This window comes from Pseudophaeobacter sp. A-200-2 (assembly GCF_041008815.1).
GTDB lineage: Bacteria > Pseudomonadota > Alphaproteobacteria > Rhodobacterales > Rhodobacteraceae > Phycobacter > Phycobacter gallaeciensis_A.
The window spans coordinates 462802-478116 of record NZ_JAXGFU010000003.1 but is presented as its reverse complement, the minus strand read 5'-3'; the positions used below and the strand labels follow the sequence as shown (position 1 = coordinate 478116).

Genomic DNA, 15315 nt, shown 5'->3' with positions numbered 1-15315 from the left:
TGTGGTTTACGCAAAACCACTGTTGAGACCTGAGACCCGGTTATGGCCACCCGCTGCGCTATTTTGGGGCTGCGCGCGTGGCCATAACCTCTCAGCGGCGCTTCTTCCCGACGTGCTACGGGACCGAGTTCACCAGCCGGGCAATCCTAAAGTGGGCCAACGACAACGGCGTCGACTGGCACTACATCGATCCGGGTAAGCCGCAGCAGAACGCCTTCATCGAGAGCTTCAACGGCAGCCTGCGCGACGAGCTCCTGAACGAGGAGATGTTCGACAGCCTGGAGGATGCCCGGCGCAAGCTGGCGCTCTGGCGATACGACTACAACAACGTCAGGCCGCACTCATCGCTCGGCAACCAAACACCCGCAGAAGCGCGCCGGACGCTTGAGCAATTTGAGGGCTCCGCGCCCGGCGCGCTTGCCCAATCAGACGACGGAGAATATGAAAACCAGACCCGCAGACTCTCGTTATGAATAAGGGAGCCTCGGGGGGCAGGTCATGTCCCATCATATACTTGCGATAATCCGTTGCTTGGTGTTCGGCATGAGTGACATCTGCGGAGGGATGTCCTGCCTTTGTTATCAAGGCTTTGCTCGGGCACTCAATTTCCACGACAAGGTAGCTCCCATCTGAACGCTTCACCACAAAGTCAGGTTTTCGGGAACCAAACAGATTTGGCTCGGGCCACACTTCGACAGCCATTGGGTCTAGGAATTGGGGGTTAGCTTCAAAGAACTGCTGAAAGCTTGGCTCATCGTCTGAAAAATCTTCGATCAAATCTTGATATTCCTGCAGAGTTCGGTCGCCGATTGCGAACCATCTGCTCGCAACTGCCTGTACCAAGTTCTTCGCGGCATTCACGCCGTCCCGCTTTGCGTAGTGGCGCTGAAAGACGCTTCCAAGCGAGAGCATAAGATCGTCCTCATTTCTCGCTCCGAGAACAAGTTCGACTAATGTCCGCCGTGCGTGGTGCTGCATTTCCGCGGACAAACCTCCTGCACTGGTGACACGCTTCTTCAAATCTCCCCACCAATGATCAGAAAGCATAGTTGAGAATTCACCTGATGCTGCCGATGACAAGATGTCGAATGCTATGTTGGTGTTTGAGGACTTCGGACTTCGCGCGGCGGCTCGAGCTAATTCGTCCAATCCGGCTTGTTGCCAGTAGAGCAACGCAAACCCAGCGGGTTCTTTCAGATCCCACTTGTAGGTCATCCCATCGTAGTCGTCCTCGAAAAGACGACTGACATAGCTCATCGCTTTTGTTCCGCCATCATCCATGCAACGCTGAAGCAACGAATTTAGAACTTGGAGATTAGCTCCGCTCTCTATGAATTCGTTCACCTCAAATTCCAGCATATTGTTATCCGTATGAAATTCGCACCGTCTGCAAGGGGAAATCACATATGAGGGCATGCCTGCATAGCGCTCAAGAGTGAAAATGATACCCCAGTGCTACCCAAGCCGAAAATCGCACAGGAACGATTGAGCATCGAGTTAAGCAAAGCATTGTTTTGTTTGGTAAAAATGGTGCCCGGGGGCGGAATCGAACCACCGACACGAGGATTTTCAATCCACTGCTCTACCCCTGAGCTACCCGGGCACGGGAAGGCGTCTCGCCTTGGGTGTGGGCCTTCTATGCTGTGGGGCGGGCGGTGTCCAGAGGCTTTTTGAAAGAAATTTTTCAATGCCGGAACTGTGAGGGCTTTTCTCCGGAGGACAGCGATCTTTCGGTCTCTTCCAGCGCCTTTTCAATGTCTTCCGGGTCCCGGCTGGGGACCGCATAGGCGCCGTTCAGCCATTTCGCCAGATCAAGATCCGCGCAGCGCCGAGAGCAGAAGGGGCGGTAGGCGCGGGCGGTTTCCTCGCCACAGATCGGGCAGCTCATCGCAGAATCTCCCGCAGGGTCGGGCGGCCGCGTTTGCGTTGCAGTTCGAAGTGGCCCAGGTTGGTCCAGCCGACCAGAACCGTTTCTTCGCTGTCGGCGCGCAGCGCGGCCCGCAGAGTGGTTTCAAAGGCGCGCCGGTCCTTTTTCGGCATCGGCGCCAGATCCAGCACGATTTGTCCGCCAAGTCCCCGAACACGCAGCGCCCGGGGCAAGTCTTTGGCGCAGGCCATGTTGGCCTTCAGGCCGGCCGCGAGAGAGGTATCGGTGCCGGTGTTGACATCGACGGCCACCAGTGCGCGCGTGGGTTCGATATAAAGGAACCCGCCGCCCGGCAGCGGTTCGCGGATACCCTGGGCCTGGTCAAGCGCGTCCAGCACACCGTGGGTCTCAAAGCCGCCCGGAGTGCGTTCGACCTCGGCCGGTTCGACCCAGTCGCGCCAGGCGCGGATATGGGGGCCGTCGCCTTCGGCGAGGGTTTCCACCTCGGTTCCGTGATCGTTCAGGACCTGATCGGCTAGGGCTGCCATGGCGGCGATATCCTCGGCCACCTCATCGGCATCCGCGCCCGCGCAGGCAGAGCGCAGGATCAGGCCGTAATCGGTGCCTTCCATCGCAAGATGAGCAACCTCCAGCAGGCGGTCACGCTCATCCTCGTCCCGGATCGAGCGGGAGATGTTCAGCCCCGGGGCCTCGGGGGTGACGATGGCGTAGCGGCTTTTGAACAGCAGTTTTTGGGTGACCGGGATCGCCTTGCCCGGCTCGGCATAGCCGGTGACCTGCACCAGAAGCTGCTGGCCCGGGGCCATGCCCTTGACCTGCCGCAGGAAAGCGGCGCCATCAGGCGTGCTGAGGAACATGCCGCCTTGGCCCTTGACCGGCCGGTCGGCGCGAGCGCGGTAGACGGTGCCGGGCACGGGGGCATCGCCATCGATCAGGAAATCCTCAAGCTTGCCATCGACCATCAGCGCGGCGGCCTCGTGGCCTTCGATGTGGTCCAGAACGATCGTGCGGCCCTTCATGCGGCGGCCTCCTTGTATAGTGGCCAGCCCGCGGCCTGCAGAAGATGGGCGGTTTCGCAAAGCGGCAGGCCGACGATCCCGGTAAAGGAGCCGTTGATCCAGGGAATAAGGGCCCCCGCTGGTCCCTGAATGGCATAGCCACCGGCCTTGCCCTGCCAGTCATCACTGGCGAGATAGGCGTTCAGTTCCTCATCGCTGAGGCGCTTCATCTTGACCTGGCTGACCACGTCCTTTTGCCAGACCCTCTCGCCGCGGCGCACTGCGACCGAGGTGATGACCCGGTGACGGCGGCCAGACAGGGCCAGCAGGAATTCGGCGGCCTCTCCGGCATCGGCAGGTTTGCCCATGATTCGCCGCCCCATCGCGACGGTGGTATCGGCACAGAGCACAACGTCATCGGCCCCTGCTGGCACGGCTTGCACCTTTTCACGTGTCACGCGGGCGCAGTAATCGCGCGGCAGCTCGCCCTTGTGAGGGGTCTCGTCAATATCCGGCGGGCGGACCGCGTCCGGGGTGACGCCAAGCTGTGCCAGAAGTTCCAGCCGCCGCGGGCTGCCAGATCCCAGAATGAATGCCATGAGGGGCCCTTTTATCTATACCGTGCCAATGCTGCCGTGGGCCCTTGTTTTAGGAGTAAACCCCCAAAAACAAAAGCCCGGCATCTGGGCCGGGCTTTGGTCATCAAGTCGGATCGGTCGCTTATTTGAAGCGGTAGTTGATCCGGCCCTTGGTCAGGTCATAGGGGGTCATTTCCACCTGAACCCGGTCGCCAGCCAGAACACGGATGCGGTTCTTGCGCATCTTGCCTGCCGTATGTGCGATGATCTCATGGCCGTTTTCCAGCTCGACCCGAAACGTCGCATTGGGCAGGAGTTCCTTCACGACACCGGGAAATTCGAGCGTATCTTCCTTGGCCATGTTCTCTCCATCATTGCGTTACCCCGTCAATCTGCGGGGATGAGCGCTTAAATGAGCCTATTTTCCCAATTTTTCAAGGGCGCAATCACGGCATGAGGCGAATTGTGCAGGTTTTTGTCCTGCTGTTCTGTTCGTCCCAGTGGCTGTGGTTGCGGACGACCCCATTGCGACGGACCTCGGCGACCTGTGCGATGTCCACTTCGGCCAGGGTCCAGCCGGGCTGGTCCAGGGTGCCTTCGGCAAAGACGCCGGTCGCAGGGAAGCCGGTATCCGGCGGACCAAAGATGCCACCCATGCCGCATCCCACATCAACCGCTTCGGACCAGTCTGCCTGCCCCACGATTGAGGCCATGGCGGTGATGCACTGGTTTTCCAGCGCCCGCGACATGGCGCCGATACGCACTCGCCAATATCCCGCCAGCGCCTCGGTACAGGAGGGGACAAGGATGATATCTGCCTCTTCCAGCGCCCGGCCCAGCAGGGGGAATTCGCTGTCATAGCAGATCAGCACGCCGATCTTGCCAAGCGCGGTGTCAAAAATCTTGAGCGGTCCGCCCCCGGAGACATTCCAGGGATCGCGCTCGAACATGGTCATGATCTGCTTGTCCTGATGGTCCCGCTCTCCGGTCGGCGCGTAGAATTCGGCGCGGTTCACCGGGCGCTCGAAGCCGGCATTCACCGGGGCCGAGGCGCCGAGGATATGAACACCGTGTTCGGCGGCCAGTTTCAGGTGCAGCGCGGCGGCATCCTCCATCCGATCCGATACGGCATGCAGGGACCGCTCCAGGTCGAGCGCGGCGTCAGCGCCATCCAGGGTCGCCAGTTCCATCGCGCCATATTCGGGAAAGACCAGAAGGTCGGCGCCCTGTTTGGCGGCATCGCCGACCCATTTTGCCAGCTTGTCCTCGTATTGAGCCCAGCTGTCGAGCCAATCGAGCGGGTAGGCGGCGGTAGCGATTTTCACGGGCGAGATCCCTTTTGTCTGGCGGGTACCCCGCCGGTCGTTTCAAAGTGAGCCTACAGCTCCCGGCTCCAGAATTGCAGCGCCTTTTTGCTTTCGGCGCGGTCGCCAATGTCTGTCCAGGTGAACTCTGCAAGCACACCCGGCATCGGGCGGTAGCCGCGTTTGCGCCAGAACACATCATTGCTGCGGTAGTCTGCGGGGCGCAGCGGGTGATCCTCTGGGCGGATCACGCTACAAAAGGCCGAAAGCCTGAAACCAAGGGTGCGCGCGTGCGCTTCGCGGTGGTCAAAGAAGGCATGGCCGATACCCTGTCCCCTGAACTCTGGCAGCAGCACGGATTCGGCGCAGTAGAACACATCCTCGACAGGCAATTCGCCCTTTGAGATCTGCGCCGCATCGCCATGGCTGCTCAGCGGCATGCCCGTGGCCGCGCCGATCACACGTCCTTCGGATATGGCTGCCACCAGCACCGCATCGGGCGTGTCGCGGTAGCTACGCAGATAATGCTGCTCATAGGCTTCGTCCCCATCATAGAGATAGGGAAAGGCGCGGAACACTTCGATGCGCAGCCGTGCCAGATCCGGCAGGGCGGCCTCCAATGCCTCGCCCGAAAGGGCTTTGACCTTAACCGCCATCAGGCCGAGACCTGCGCCATCCAGTCAGAGAGGTTGTAATAGGTGGTGACGCGGGAGATCTTGCCGTCCTTCAGATCAAAGAAGGAGCCTGCAGGCAGACGGTAGCTCTGGCCGCGCGCCTCGGGCAGGCCCGCGTCGGTTTCCAGATAGGTGCCGTTGACGATGTATTCGGCGGCGGCGCGGCTGCCGTCCGGGGTGGAAAACACCACCATGTCAGTTAGCTCCTCACGGTAGCAGCGGCTCATGTGGTCGCAGAACTCGGCGAATTTTTCCTTGCCAACGCGGATGTTGCCCTCGTTGACGTGATGGGCCACGTCGTCAGACAGGCAATCGATCATGCCTTGGGTGTCGCCTGCGTTGAAGGCCGCGAAATAGCGCGTAATGGTGTCGCTCATAACAGCTCCGTCGGTTCGCCCCAGCGGGCTTTCAGGTGTTGAATGATCTGGTCGCGGGTCTGCCGGTAGCTGTCCAGCTTGGCCTCGCGGGTTTCGCCAAGGCCGGTCGGATCCATGATCGGCCAGTATTCGACTTCGAGGTGAAAATAGCGGGTCAGCTCCAGCGCACGGCGTTGGCTGGCAGGCGACAGGGCCACCACTAGATCAAAGGACGACAGATCATCGCCCCATTGCTCCATCTCGTCGAAAGAGCGCGACCGGTGGCGCGACAGTTCCACCCCGATTTCCTGGCAGACAGCGATGCAGAAGCCGTCGATTTCCATGTCGTTCTTGACGCCGACCGACTGCACATAGGTCCCGGCGCCATAGAACTTCTTCATGATCCCCTCGGCCATGGGGGATCGGACCGCATTGTGGTCACAGCAGAACAGGATGGACTGCGGTAACTGCTCCACCCGTCAGCCTCCGAAATGCAGGACGCAGATCAGGGTGAACAGGCGGCGGGCGGTGTCGGTATCCACCTCGGCCTTGCCCTCCAGGCGTTCCTGAAGCACGCGGCTGCCTTCGTTGTGAATGCCGCGCCGGGCCATGTCGATGGTTTCGATCTGGCTGGGGGGCAGGGTCTTTACGGCGGTGAAATAGCTTTCGCAGATCTGGTAGTAATCCTTCACCACCTGACGGAAGGGCGACAGCGACAGATGAAATTCCGCCGCCTTCTGCCCGTCTTCGGTGGTGATATCAAAGACCAGCCGTTTATCCCGGATCGCCAGCCCCAGATGATAGGGGCCGGGGGGGACAGCGCGCCCATCACGGGCAGGCAGGGTAAAGGAGTTCTCCTCGATCAGGTCAAACAGCGCCACCTTGCGCTCCTGCTCGATCTCGGGGGTCGGGGGCGGCAGGTTGCTGTCGTCCAGCTCGATATGACTGATGCGGCTCATGGCGTGCGATCTCTTAACCGGGAATCGCATCCTCACTAGCCGATGGCGCGCGGCGCGGCAATCTTTTGAGGGCTGCCTTGCGCCGCGTCCGGCCGTGATCAGTCGTTCAGCGCGTTCAGACGCTGGGTGACGGACAGGCCGTGCGCCTCCAGGCTTTCGCTTTGCGCCAAGGTTTCTGCCGCCGGGCCGATGGCGCGCAACGCTTCGGGCGTCATCCGGGCCAGGGTGGTGCGTTTCAGGAAATCCATCACCGACAGGCCTGAAGAGAACCGCGCCGAGCGCGCCGTGGGCAGCACGTGGTTGGGGCCGCCGACGTAATCGCCGATGGCCTCGGGCGTGTATTGGCCCAGGAAGATCGCCCCGGCGTGGATGGTTTTCTGGCTCAGTTCTTCGGGATCGCCGACGCAGAGTTCCAGGTGCTCGGGCGCGATGCGGTTCGACAGGTTTGCGGCCTCATCGAGATCGCGCACGGTGATCACCGCGCCGAAATCGCGCCAGCTGGCTCCGGCGATGGCGCGGCGCTCCAATGTTTCAAGGCGCTTGTCCACGGCTTCGGCCACCGCGCGGCCAAAGGAGGCATCGTCGGTGATCAGGATCGACTGGGCGCTTTCGTCGTGTTCCGCCTGGCTCATCAGATCCAGCGCGATCCAGTCGGGGTTGTTGTCCTTGTCGGCGATCACCAGGATTTCCGACGGCCCGGCGATCATGTCGATGCCCACCTTGCCGAAGACGCGGCGCTTGGCGGCGGCGACAAAGGCGTTGCCGGGGCCAGTGATTTTATCCACCGGCGCGATGGTTTCTGTGCCATAGGCAAGCGCCGCAATCGCCTGAGCGCCGCCGATGCGATAGATCTCATCCACCCCGGCCAGCCGCGCCGCCAGCAGCACCAGCGGGTTCAGCACCCCGTCGGGCGTGGGCACGGTGATGGCAAGACGCTCGACCCCGGCGACCTTGGCCGGAATGGCATTCATCAGCACCGAAGAGGGGTAAGAGGCCAGCCCGCCCGGTACATAGAGGCCTGCAGCAGAAACCGCCGACCAGCGCCAGCCAAGGATGGCGCCCGCCGGGTCGGTCCATTGGGCATCTTCGGGCATCTGCCGTTCGTGATAGGCGCGGATGCGATCCGCAGCGAGTTCCAGCGCCGCCCGTTCCGCAGCAGGGACGCCTGCGATCGCGGCGGTCACTTCGGCCTCGGAAATTGCCAGCTTGTCGGCTCTCAGCTCCAGCCGGTCGAACTTCGCTGTCAGATCGATCAGGGCCGCATCGCCGCGGCTGCGTACATCGGCAATGATCTCCGCGACAGTGGCGTCCACGTCCGGGCTGTCCTCGCGCTTGGCGCTCAGAAGCGCGGCAAAGGAAGCCTCGAAATCGGCATCAGAGGTATCAAGGAATACAGGCATCTGGTCACTCCGGCTGGTGCGACCGGGACATATAGAGCGAACCGCGCCGGGACAAGCCTTTGCCGCCGGGTGCAGCAGTTTGCCCTGCCGCAGCCCGCCGGGCAGCGGCGTCAGTCGTCGCCGTGATCGGGCGCCTTGCCGGAAGGCGCAGTATAGGGCCGTGTCACATCGCGCAGCGAAACATCGATGGCCTCGACAGAGAGGCGGATGGCGCCATCGCCGGCCAGGGTCAGCACCAGGTGGCCGGCACCATCTTCGCCGGGTTCAAAGGACAGCGACAACAGCGACAGCACAAGATCCTTGTCGCTGCGGTCGACCCCTTGCGAGGCGACGCCCAGCACATTGTCGACCACCAGCAGCGATTGCACCCGCTCGTAAGCGCGGGCGCGCTTTTCGGCTGCGGCGCGATCCTCCCAGCGGAACCGGTTGACCAGCAGCGCAAAGCGGTGCCGGGAGGCCTGCCAGCGCATTTCGGTAACCGGAAACACCGAATCCTGCACCAGCGCCGAAATGACCTTCAGGTCCTCTTCTTCCTGCGCGCCAAGGTTCAGCGGCGCCTCGCGGCCCTCTTCAAAGGTTGCGTCTGCCATCAGGTCCCCTTGATCCGTTCAATTTTTGCGCCAACGCCGGACAGCTTGCTCACCACGTGCTCATAGCCGCGGTCCAGATGGTAGACCCGGTTGACCAGGGTTTCACCCTCGGCCGCAAGTCCCGCCAGAATCAACGAGACCGAAGCGCGCAGATCGGTGGCCATCACCGGGGCACCTTTCAGCCGGTCAACCCCGGTTACGGTGGCGGTGCCGCCCTGCACGTCGATGCGGGCGCCCATGCGGGTCAACTCCGGCGCGTGCATGAAGCGATTTTCGAAAATCTTTTCTTCCAGAACGCTGACCCCATCGGCGGTGCACATCAGCGCCATCATCTGCGCCTGCAGATCGGTCGGGAAACCGGGGAAGGGTTCTGTGGTCACATTGACCGCCTTCACCCTGTCGCCGCGGCGGCGCACTTTCAGGCCCGCGTCTGTTTCCTCGATGGCGACGCCTGCCTCGTCCAGCTTTTCGGCAAAAGCGCCGACCAGATCCATCCGGCCGCCCAGCAGTTCGACTTCGCCGCCACAGATAACCGGTGCCAGCATATAGGTGCCAAGCTCGATCCGGTCGGTTACCACCTGGTGGGTGGCGCCGTGCAGGCGGTCAACGCCCTGCACTTCGATTCGCGAGGTGCCGTCGCCTTCGATCTGGGCGCCCATCTTGCGCAGGCAATCGACGAGATCCGAAATTTCCGGCTCCCGCGCGGCGTTGTTGATGACGGTGGTGCCCTTGGCCAGGGTCGCCGCCATCAGGATATTTTCAGTGGCCCCGACCGAAGCAAAGGCAAGATCGATCACCGCGCCTTTCAGTCCACCAGGCGCCTTGGCATGAAGATAGCCGTCGCGCAGGTCGATCTCGGCGCCAAGCGCCTCCAGCCCGTGAATATGCAGATCCATTGGGCGCGCACCGATGGCGCAGCCCCCCGGCAGCGACACCACCGCCTGACCCAGTCGGGCCAGCATCGGCCCCAGCACCAGATTCGACGCCCGCATTTTGCGCACGATGTCATAATCGGCCACGTGATTGTCGAGGTTGTGGCTCGACATGGCCTGCACCTGACCGTCCTGAAGCGCGGAAACCTCGGCGCCAAGGGATTGCAGCAGCTGGGTCATCGTCTTGATGTCGCTCAGCCGCGGTGCATTGGTCAGGGTCAGCGGTTCTTCGCTGAGCAGCGTTGCCGGCATCAGGGTAAGGCAGGCATTCTTTGCCCCCGCGATGGGGATCTGCCCCTTAAGGGGGCCATTGCCCGTTACCAGAATCGAATCCATCCGCTCTACCTTTCCGAACCGCCTGTTTGCTCGTCCTGTTTCCCGGCACGCGCCTTAGCCTGCGCCTTGCGGCGGGCCATGTTGGCCTTCAGGGCGGCCTTGAGGCGATCCTCGCGGGTGGTGGACTGAGCACTGGTTTTTGGTGATTTTTTATCTGCCATAAACCTTGTGTAACTTAGTGTGAAAAAACCGTCCAGAATGGTCTTGCGCCGCTCTGCGTTTATCCCTAAAAGCCCCCTCACCGGCGCTGCTGTAGCTCAGAGGTAGAGCACTCCCTTGGTAAGGGAGAGGTCGAGAGTTCAATTCTCTCCAGCAGCACCAGTAAACTTTCCCGACGATATATCCCGTAAATAGCCCGCCATGTCGGTCTTATGGTTTTGCCATGTGAACTGGCCCAATTTGCGCGGGTTTCGTGACTATCCGCTATGCAAACTGCGATTCGAATTGCGGTAATCCGGTCGATTCCCTGCAGGCTGTTTCGTGCCTCTGCGTCTGATTCCCGCATGCCTGCCAAAATGGTGCGGCCATTAGCTGGCCACCACAAAACATCCGGGGGCAGAGATCGATTCACGCCCCGGCCGCGCCGCCTCACTCCCCGATAAAGCGGCGCATCAGATGGGCCTCTTGGCCGCGCATCAGGTCCTCGGCCACCTGCATGTGCGAGGCCATGATCTCGCGCGCCCGGTCTGCATCGCAGCTGCGCAGCGCCTCGACCAGTTGCAGCTGGTGTTTGCGCCCTTTGCGCCACAGCTCCACATTCGGCGGATCATAGAGACCGCGATACACCGTCAGATCGGTCAGGATCTGCGCCATGAAACCGATGACAAAGCCCAAAAGCCTGTTGTTGGCGAAATCGGACAGCCGCGCATGGAAGATGAGAGAGGCGATATGCTGCTCTTTCTCTTCTTCCGAAGATTTGGCCGGCTCGGGATAGCGTTCGGCAAGCTCCTGCAGTTCTGTCAGTTGTGCCTCGCTCAGCTTTCCGGCCAGGCTGGCGGCAAGTTCCGGCTCCAGCGCCCGGCGCATCTGATAGATGTCCGCCACCGACAGGTCCTGAAAGTAGAAATAATTCGCCAAGAGAGACCGGGCGCGTTCGGCAGAAACCTCGCCAACCATGCTGCCGCCGCCGGGGCCGGTCTTGGTCACGATCAGGCCCTGCGCCTCAAGGATACGCAGCGCCTCGCGCACTGTACCCTTGGAGACGCCGAATTCCTCGATCATGGCGCTTTCATTGGGCAGCTTGTCGCCCTTTTTCAGGTCACGCTCGACCACCCACTGCTTGATCTCTTCCGCGACCCGGACGGGGCGGGATTTCTTGGGTTTTGTGGGGGGCGTGTTGCTGCCGTCCATTCGGAACCTCTGTTTTTATCATTATAAAAATATAGACTTCATAGGGCGCCATGTGTAGTGCCTAATTTATCATTATAAATATGGAGGCCGGGATGGACTGGGGTCAGATCGCGCAGAACCGTTTGGCAGAGATTGCGCAGTGCAGCGTAGATTCCGAAGGCGTTACGCGGTTTCCGTTCACCACCGAACATGGTGAGGCGGCCAAGATTATCCGCGCCTGGATGGATGCTGCCGGGATGGCGGTGCGCTGGGATGCCGCAGGAACCCTGATCGGACGCAAGGAAGGGCCCGCCGGGGCGCCGACCTTTCTGATCGGCTCGCATCAGGATTCGGTACGCAACGGTGGCCGTTACGATGGCATCATGGGTGTCGCTCTGGGATGTCTTGCGGTTGAAAAGCTGACAGCGGAGGGCACTGATCTGCCCTTCGCGGTTGAGGTTCTGGCCTTTGCGGATGAGGAAGGCGTGCGGTTTCCGACGGCGCTGATGGGGCCACGGGCTCTGGCGGGGACCTTTGATCCATCTGTTCTGGAGATGACCGACCGCAGCGGTGTATCGCTGCGGCAGGCGCTGGCGGATTTTGGTGGCGATCCGGACGGGGTGGCGGCGCTGCGGCGCGATCCGGCGGCAACCTTGGGGTATCTGGAGCTTCACATCGAACAGGGGCCGGTGCTGGAAGACGCGGATGTGGCGCTTGGCATTGTCACCGGCATCTGCGGGATCGAGCGCAACACGGTGATCTTTACCGGTGACACTGGCCATGCGGGCACGGTGCCCATGGCAGGGCGCCGGGATGCCTTGGTCGCGGCCTCGGAGTTTATTACCGAGGTTTTTGATGCCGCCAATAAAATTGCGGACCTGCGCGCCACGGTGGGATCCCTTTCGCTGCTTCCGAATGTTGTGAATGCAATCCCTCGCCAGGTGGAGCTGACGCTGGAAATCCGGGCTCTGCAGGATGAAGCCCGTGAAGAGTTTGCCGCATTCGCGCAGGCGCTGGGACAGAAGATTGCCCAGAAACGCAATGCGGGCTTTGCGATGCAGCGCACATATGATCAGCCCGCAGTACCATGTGATGCGGGTTTGGTGACGGCGCTTGAAACATCAGTGCGACAGGGCTGCCCGACCGCGCCGCGGCTGCCGTCGGGGGCGACGCATGATGCTTCGGCCATGGCAGATCTTTGTCCGATCTCGATGCTGTTTCTCCGCTGCAAGGATGGCGTCAGCCACAAGCCGGAGGAATTTGCATCAGACGCCGACATGGCGGCCGCGATTGAGGCGGTTTCGACCTTTCTGACCTCCTTGCCTACTGGCGCGTGATCAGCGGGGGGGGGGGGGGAACCTATTCCGGGCGGGGGCGATCCCCTCTCAGCACCTCGCCCAGACGCTGGAATACCTCGGCGCGGGCGGATCCGGACCGCCAGGCCAGGACAATCTGCCGGGGACAGGCATCGGGCAGATCGGTGAGCTGCACCTGACCCTTGGCGACCACACCGGCCTCCACCGCGAGGTTGGGCAATAGCGTGATCCCCAGCCCTTCGGACACCATAGCGATCAGCGTCGGCAGGCTGGTTGCGGCAAAATCATCTTGCTGGTTCGCGATTTTCCCGGGATAGGCCTCCAGCGCGTGGCGTTGCAGACAGTGGCCCTTTTCCAGCAGCATCAGATGGCCGGAGGTCAGTAGGGTCTCAGACCCTTTGCCCGGCGTTGCGGGGCTGCCCGGTGGTGTCGCCAGCTGATAGCCATCCTCGAACAGCGGCTCGATGCTCAGCGACCCGGTTTCAAAGGGCAGGGCGATCAGGATCAGGTCCAGCCGCCCGCTGTGCAGTCCGTCGATCAGGCTTTCGGTCAGTTCTTCGCGCAGGAACAGCCGCAGCTTTGGAAAGGTCTTGCGGATGTCTGGCAGGGTCTGCGGGATCAGGTAGGGGCCGATGGTGGGAATGACGCCAAGGCGCAGGTCGCCTTCAAACGGGTTGCTGTGCGCCTGCGCCAGCACACGGATGTCCTCGGCATCCACCAGCAGCCTGCGGGCGCGGGCGACGACCTGTGATCCGACCTCGGTCAGCATCACGCTGCGCCGGGTGCGTTCGAACAGGGTTACACCCAATTGCGCCTCAAGCTCCTGTATCCCCGCGCTTAGCGTGGGTTGGGTCACGAAACAGATCTCGGCCGCGCGGGAAAAGTTCAGCTCGTCCGCGAGTGCGATCAGAAAGCGAAGCTGGCGCAGGGTGAACATTTATAGATCCTCTCTATAACTAACTAATAAATATTCAATTTCACAAATATATGGCAAGGCCCCATCTTCAGATCATCGAAACGACCTGCTCAGGAGATGACAGATGACCGACCAGATTGCCCCCACAGGACCCCGCCTCAATGAAGCTGCTCCGGCGTTTGACGCGCTGACCACCCATGGTCAGAAAACGCTGGAGGATTATCGTGGGAAATGGCTGATCCTGTTCTCGCACCCGGCGGATTTTACGCCGGTCTGCACCACCGAATTCATTGCCTTTGCCAAGAAGCAGGGTGAGTTCGCCGCGTTGAACACCGAACTGCTGGGCCTTTCGATCGACAGCCACTACAGCCACATCGCCTGGATGCTGAACATCAAGGAAAAGTTCGGCGTTGAGATCGGGTTTCCGATCATTGCCGACCTCAACATGGCAGTGGCGCAGGCCTATGGCATGATCCAGCCGGGGGCCTCGGACACCGCTGCGGTTCGTGCCACCTTCCTGATCGACCCCGAGGGCGTGCTGCGTGCGATGGTCTATTACCCGATGACCGCGGGCCGGTCCGTGGACGAAATCCACCGCTTGTTGGTGGCGCTGCAAACCGCGGATGAGAATAAATGCGCCATGCCCGAGAACTGGACGCCCGGCGATCCGGTGATCGTGCCGACGCCCGCCACGCCCGATGCTGCCATGGCTCGTATTGAAGAGGGCTATGACACGGTCGATTGGTACTTCTCGACCCGTAGCCTTTGATCGGCTTCGAACGTGAAATCCAGCCCGGCGGCCAGAACACGCCGCCGGGCTGACCCTTCCGCGCCGAAAATCCCAAGACTTAGGAGACACTCCCATGCAAAACCCTGTTGTGAAAGCCTTCTGGGATCAGCCCACCGGAAGCTGGCAGTATGTGTTCCACGATCCGGCGACCATGAAGGGCGCCATTATCGACCCGGTGCTGAACTTCGATCCGCTGTCTGGTGCCACCGGCTCTGCCAATGCTCAGCGCCTGCTGGATTACGTGCAGGCGGCGGGTATCGATCTGGTCTGGATCCTCGACACGCACCCGCATGCAGACCATTTTTCTGCTGCGCAGTGGCTGAAGGCCCGGACCGGCGCGCCCACCGCGATTGGGGAAAAGGTCGTCGGCGTGCAGAAGCTGTGGAAGGAAATCTATAACCTGCCTGACGATTTCCCGACCGATGGCAGCCAGTGGGACCACCTGTTTACCGATGGAGAAACCTTTAATGTCGGCGAGGTGCCGGTCCGGGTGATGTTCTCACCGGGGCACACGCTGGCCTCGGTCACCTATGTGGCAGGCGACGCGGCCTTTGTGCATGACACGCTGATGATGCCCGATAGCGGAACCTCCCGCGCGGATTTTCCCGGCGGCAGTTCAAAGGCGCTGTTCGACAGCATTCAGGATATCCTTGCGCTGCCCGATGACACCCGGGTCTTTGTCGGCCACGATTACGCCCCCAAAGGGCGCGCCGCGCAATGCGTTGCCACGGTGGCCGAGCATAAGGCGGCGAATATCCATCTGAAGGACGCCCCCGGCGAAGCGGAGTATCGCAGCCTGCGGGATGCGCGTGATGCCACATTGCCGTTGCCACGGCTGATGCTGGCGGCGCTGCAGGTCAACATTCGCGGCGGGCGCCTGCCCGCGCCCGAAGGGAATGGCCATTCCTACCTGAAACTGCCGCTGGATCAGTTCAAACCTCGCTAAGGT

General features: G+C 61.5%; 18 protein-coding genes, 2 tRNA genes and 2 pseudogenes. 5 read left to right on the top strand and 17 right to left on the bottom strand.

Going from position 1 to position 15315, the window contains the following annotated elements:
* Positions 1-119 precede the first annotated feature (119 nt).
* Positions 120-473: pseudogene (locus tag SM766_RS07245) on the top strand (integrase core domain-containing protein); the annotation flags it as partial.
* Between the two features lie 46 nt (positions 474-519).
* Here SM766_RS07245 and SM766_RS07240 read toward each other — a convergent pair.
* The 15 genes and pseudogenes from SM766_RS07240 to SM766_RS07170 all read right to left on the bottom strand — a co-directional run.
* A pseudogene (locus SM766_RS07240) lies at positions 520-912 on the bottom strand (Shedu anti-phage system protein SduA domain-containing protein); the annotation flags it as partial.
* 616 nt (positions 913-1528) lie between these two features.
* Positions 1529-1603: transfer RNA gene (locus tag SM766_RS07235), tRNA-Phe, on the bottom strand.
* Positions 1604-1684: 81 nt separating this feature from the next.
* Entirely contained in the window at positions 1685-1888 is a 204-nt protein-coding gene (locus tag SM766_RS07230; protein ID WP_274831491.1) for a DNA gyrase inhibitor YacG, read from the bottom strand.
* The gene (locus tag SM766_RS07225; RefSeq protein WP_368947351.1) at positions 1885-2907 is read right to left on the bottom strand and encodes a ribonuclease E/G; all 1023 of its coding nucleotides are present in this window, start codon (positions 2905-2907) and stop codon (positions 1885-1887) included. Before SM766_RS07225 ends, SM766_RS07230 begins: the two co-directional genes overlap by 4 nt.
* Positions 2904-3485, bottom strand: a complete 582-nt coding sequence (locus tag SM766_RS07220) for a Maf family protein (protein ID WP_274827512.1) — start codon at positions 3483-3485, stop codon at positions 2904-2906. Before SM766_RS07220 ends, SM766_RS07225 begins: the two co-directional genes overlap by 4 nt.
* A gap of 121 nt (positions 3486-3606) precedes the next feature.
* On the bottom strand, positions 3607-3825 hold the full coding sequence (infA, locus tag SM766_RS07215) for a translation initiation factor IF-1 (RefSeq protein ID WP_005620785.1): 219 nt from the start codon (positions 3823-3825) through the stop codon (positions 3607-3609).
* An 85-nt stretch (positions 3826-3910) separates the two neighbouring features.
* Positions 3911-4789, bottom strand: coding sequence for a carbon-nitrogen hydrolase family protein (locus SM766_RS07210; protein WP_368947350.1), 879 nt, complete (start codon positions 4787-4789; stop codon positions 3911-3913).
* 53 nt (positions 4790-4842) lie between these two features.
* Entirely contained in the window at positions 4843-5424 is a 582-nt protein-coding gene (locus tag SM766_RS07205; RefSeq protein ID WP_368947349.1) for a GNAT family N-acetyltransferase, read from the bottom strand.
* Positions 5424-5819, bottom strand: coding sequence for a ketosteroid isomerase-related protein (locus SM766_RS07200; protein WP_065272406.1), 396 nt, complete (start codon positions 5817-5819; stop codon positions 5424-5426). The genes SM766_RS07205 and SM766_RS07200 overlap by 1 nt, the downstream gene beginning before the upstream one ends.
* Positions 5816-6274, bottom strand: a complete 459-nt coding sequence (locus SM766_RS07195; protein ID WP_065272407.1) for an arsenate-mycothiol transferase ArsC — start codon at positions 6272-6274, stop codon at positions 5816-5818. Before SM766_RS07195 ends, SM766_RS07200 begins: the two co-directional genes overlap by 4 nt.
* Positions 6275-6277: 3 nt before the next feature.
* A complete protein-coding gene (locus SM766_RS07190) occupies positions 6278-6757 on the bottom strand; it encodes a UPF0262 family protein (RefSeq protein WP_065272408.1) in 480 nt (159 codons plus the stop codon).
* Positions 6758-6855: 98 nt separating this feature from the next.
* Positions 6856-8157 carry a histidinol dehydrogenase gene (hisD, locus tag SM766_RS07185; RefSeq protein WP_368947348.1) on the bottom strand — a complete coding sequence of 434 codons (1302 nt, stop codon included), beginning with the start codon at positions 8155-8157 and terminating at the stop codon, positions 6856-6858.
* Positions 8158-8267: 110 nt separating this feature from the next.
* Entirely contained in the window at positions 8268-8747 is a 480-nt protein-coding gene (locus tag SM766_RS07180; RefSeq protein ID WP_274831484.1) for a DUF2948 family protein, read from the bottom strand.
* Positions 8747-10015: a UDP-N-acetylglucosamine 1-carboxyvinyltransferase gene (gene murA, locus SM766_RS07175; RefSeq protein WP_368947347.1), complete on the bottom strand. Its 1269-nt coding sequence runs from the start codon at positions 10013-10015 to the stop codon at positions 8747-8749. The genes SM766_RS07180 and murA overlap by 1 nt, the downstream gene beginning before the upstream one ends.
* Positions 10016-10020: 5 nt before the next feature.
* Complete coding sequence (locus SM766_RS07170; RefSeq protein ID WP_165832670.1) at positions 10021-10176, bottom strand: hypothetical protein; 156 nt, start codon at positions 10174-10176, stop codon at positions 10021-10023.
* 85 nt (positions 10177-10261) lie between these two features.
* Between SM766_RS07170 and SM766_RS07165 the strand changes: the two genes are divergently transcribed.
* Positions 10262-10336, top strand: a tRNA-Thr gene (locus SM766_RS07165).
* A gap of 267 nt (positions 10337-10603) precedes the next feature.
* On the opposite strand, the gene SM766_RS07160 is transcribed toward SM766_RS07165, so the two are convergent.
* Positions 10604-11365 carry a FadR/GntR family transcriptional regulator gene (locus SM766_RS07160; protein ID WP_368947346.1) on the bottom strand — a complete coding sequence of 254 codons (762 nt, stop codon included), beginning with the start codon at positions 11363-11365 and terminating at the stop codon, positions 10604-10606.
* 92 nt (positions 11366-11457) lie between these two features.
* On the opposite strand from SM766_RS07160, the gene SM766_RS07155 reads away from it, so the two are divergent.
* A complete protein-coding gene (locus tag SM766_RS07155; protein WP_368947345.1) occupies positions 11458-12681 on the top strand; it encodes a M20 family metallo-hydrolase in 1224 nt (407 codons plus the stop codon).
* A gap of 22 nt (positions 12682-12703) precedes the next feature.
* On the opposite strand, the gene SM766_RS07150 is transcribed toward SM766_RS07155, so the two are convergent.
* Complete coding sequence (locus SM766_RS07150) at positions 12704-13597, bottom strand: hydrogen peroxide-inducible genes activator (protein WP_368947344.1); 894 nt, start codon at positions 13595-13597, stop codon at positions 12704-12706.
* Positions 13598-13700: 103 nt separating this feature from the next.
* On the opposite strand from SM766_RS07150, the gene SM766_RS07145 reads away from it, so the two are divergent.
* Both SM766_RS07145 and SM766_RS07140 read left to right on the top strand, forming a co-directional pair.
* Positions 13701-14345 carry a peroxiredoxin gene (locus tag SM766_RS07145; protein WP_368947343.1) on the top strand — a complete coding sequence of 215 codons (645 nt, stop codon included), beginning with the start codon at positions 13701-13703 and terminating at the stop codon, positions 14343-14345.
* A 94-nt stretch (positions 14346-14439) separates the two neighbouring features.
* Complete coding sequence (locus tag SM766_RS07140; protein WP_368947342.1) at positions 14440-15312, top strand: MBL fold metallo-hydrolase; 873 nt, start codon at positions 14440-14442, stop codon at positions 15310-15312.
* Positions 15313-15315: the final 3 nt, after the last annotated feature.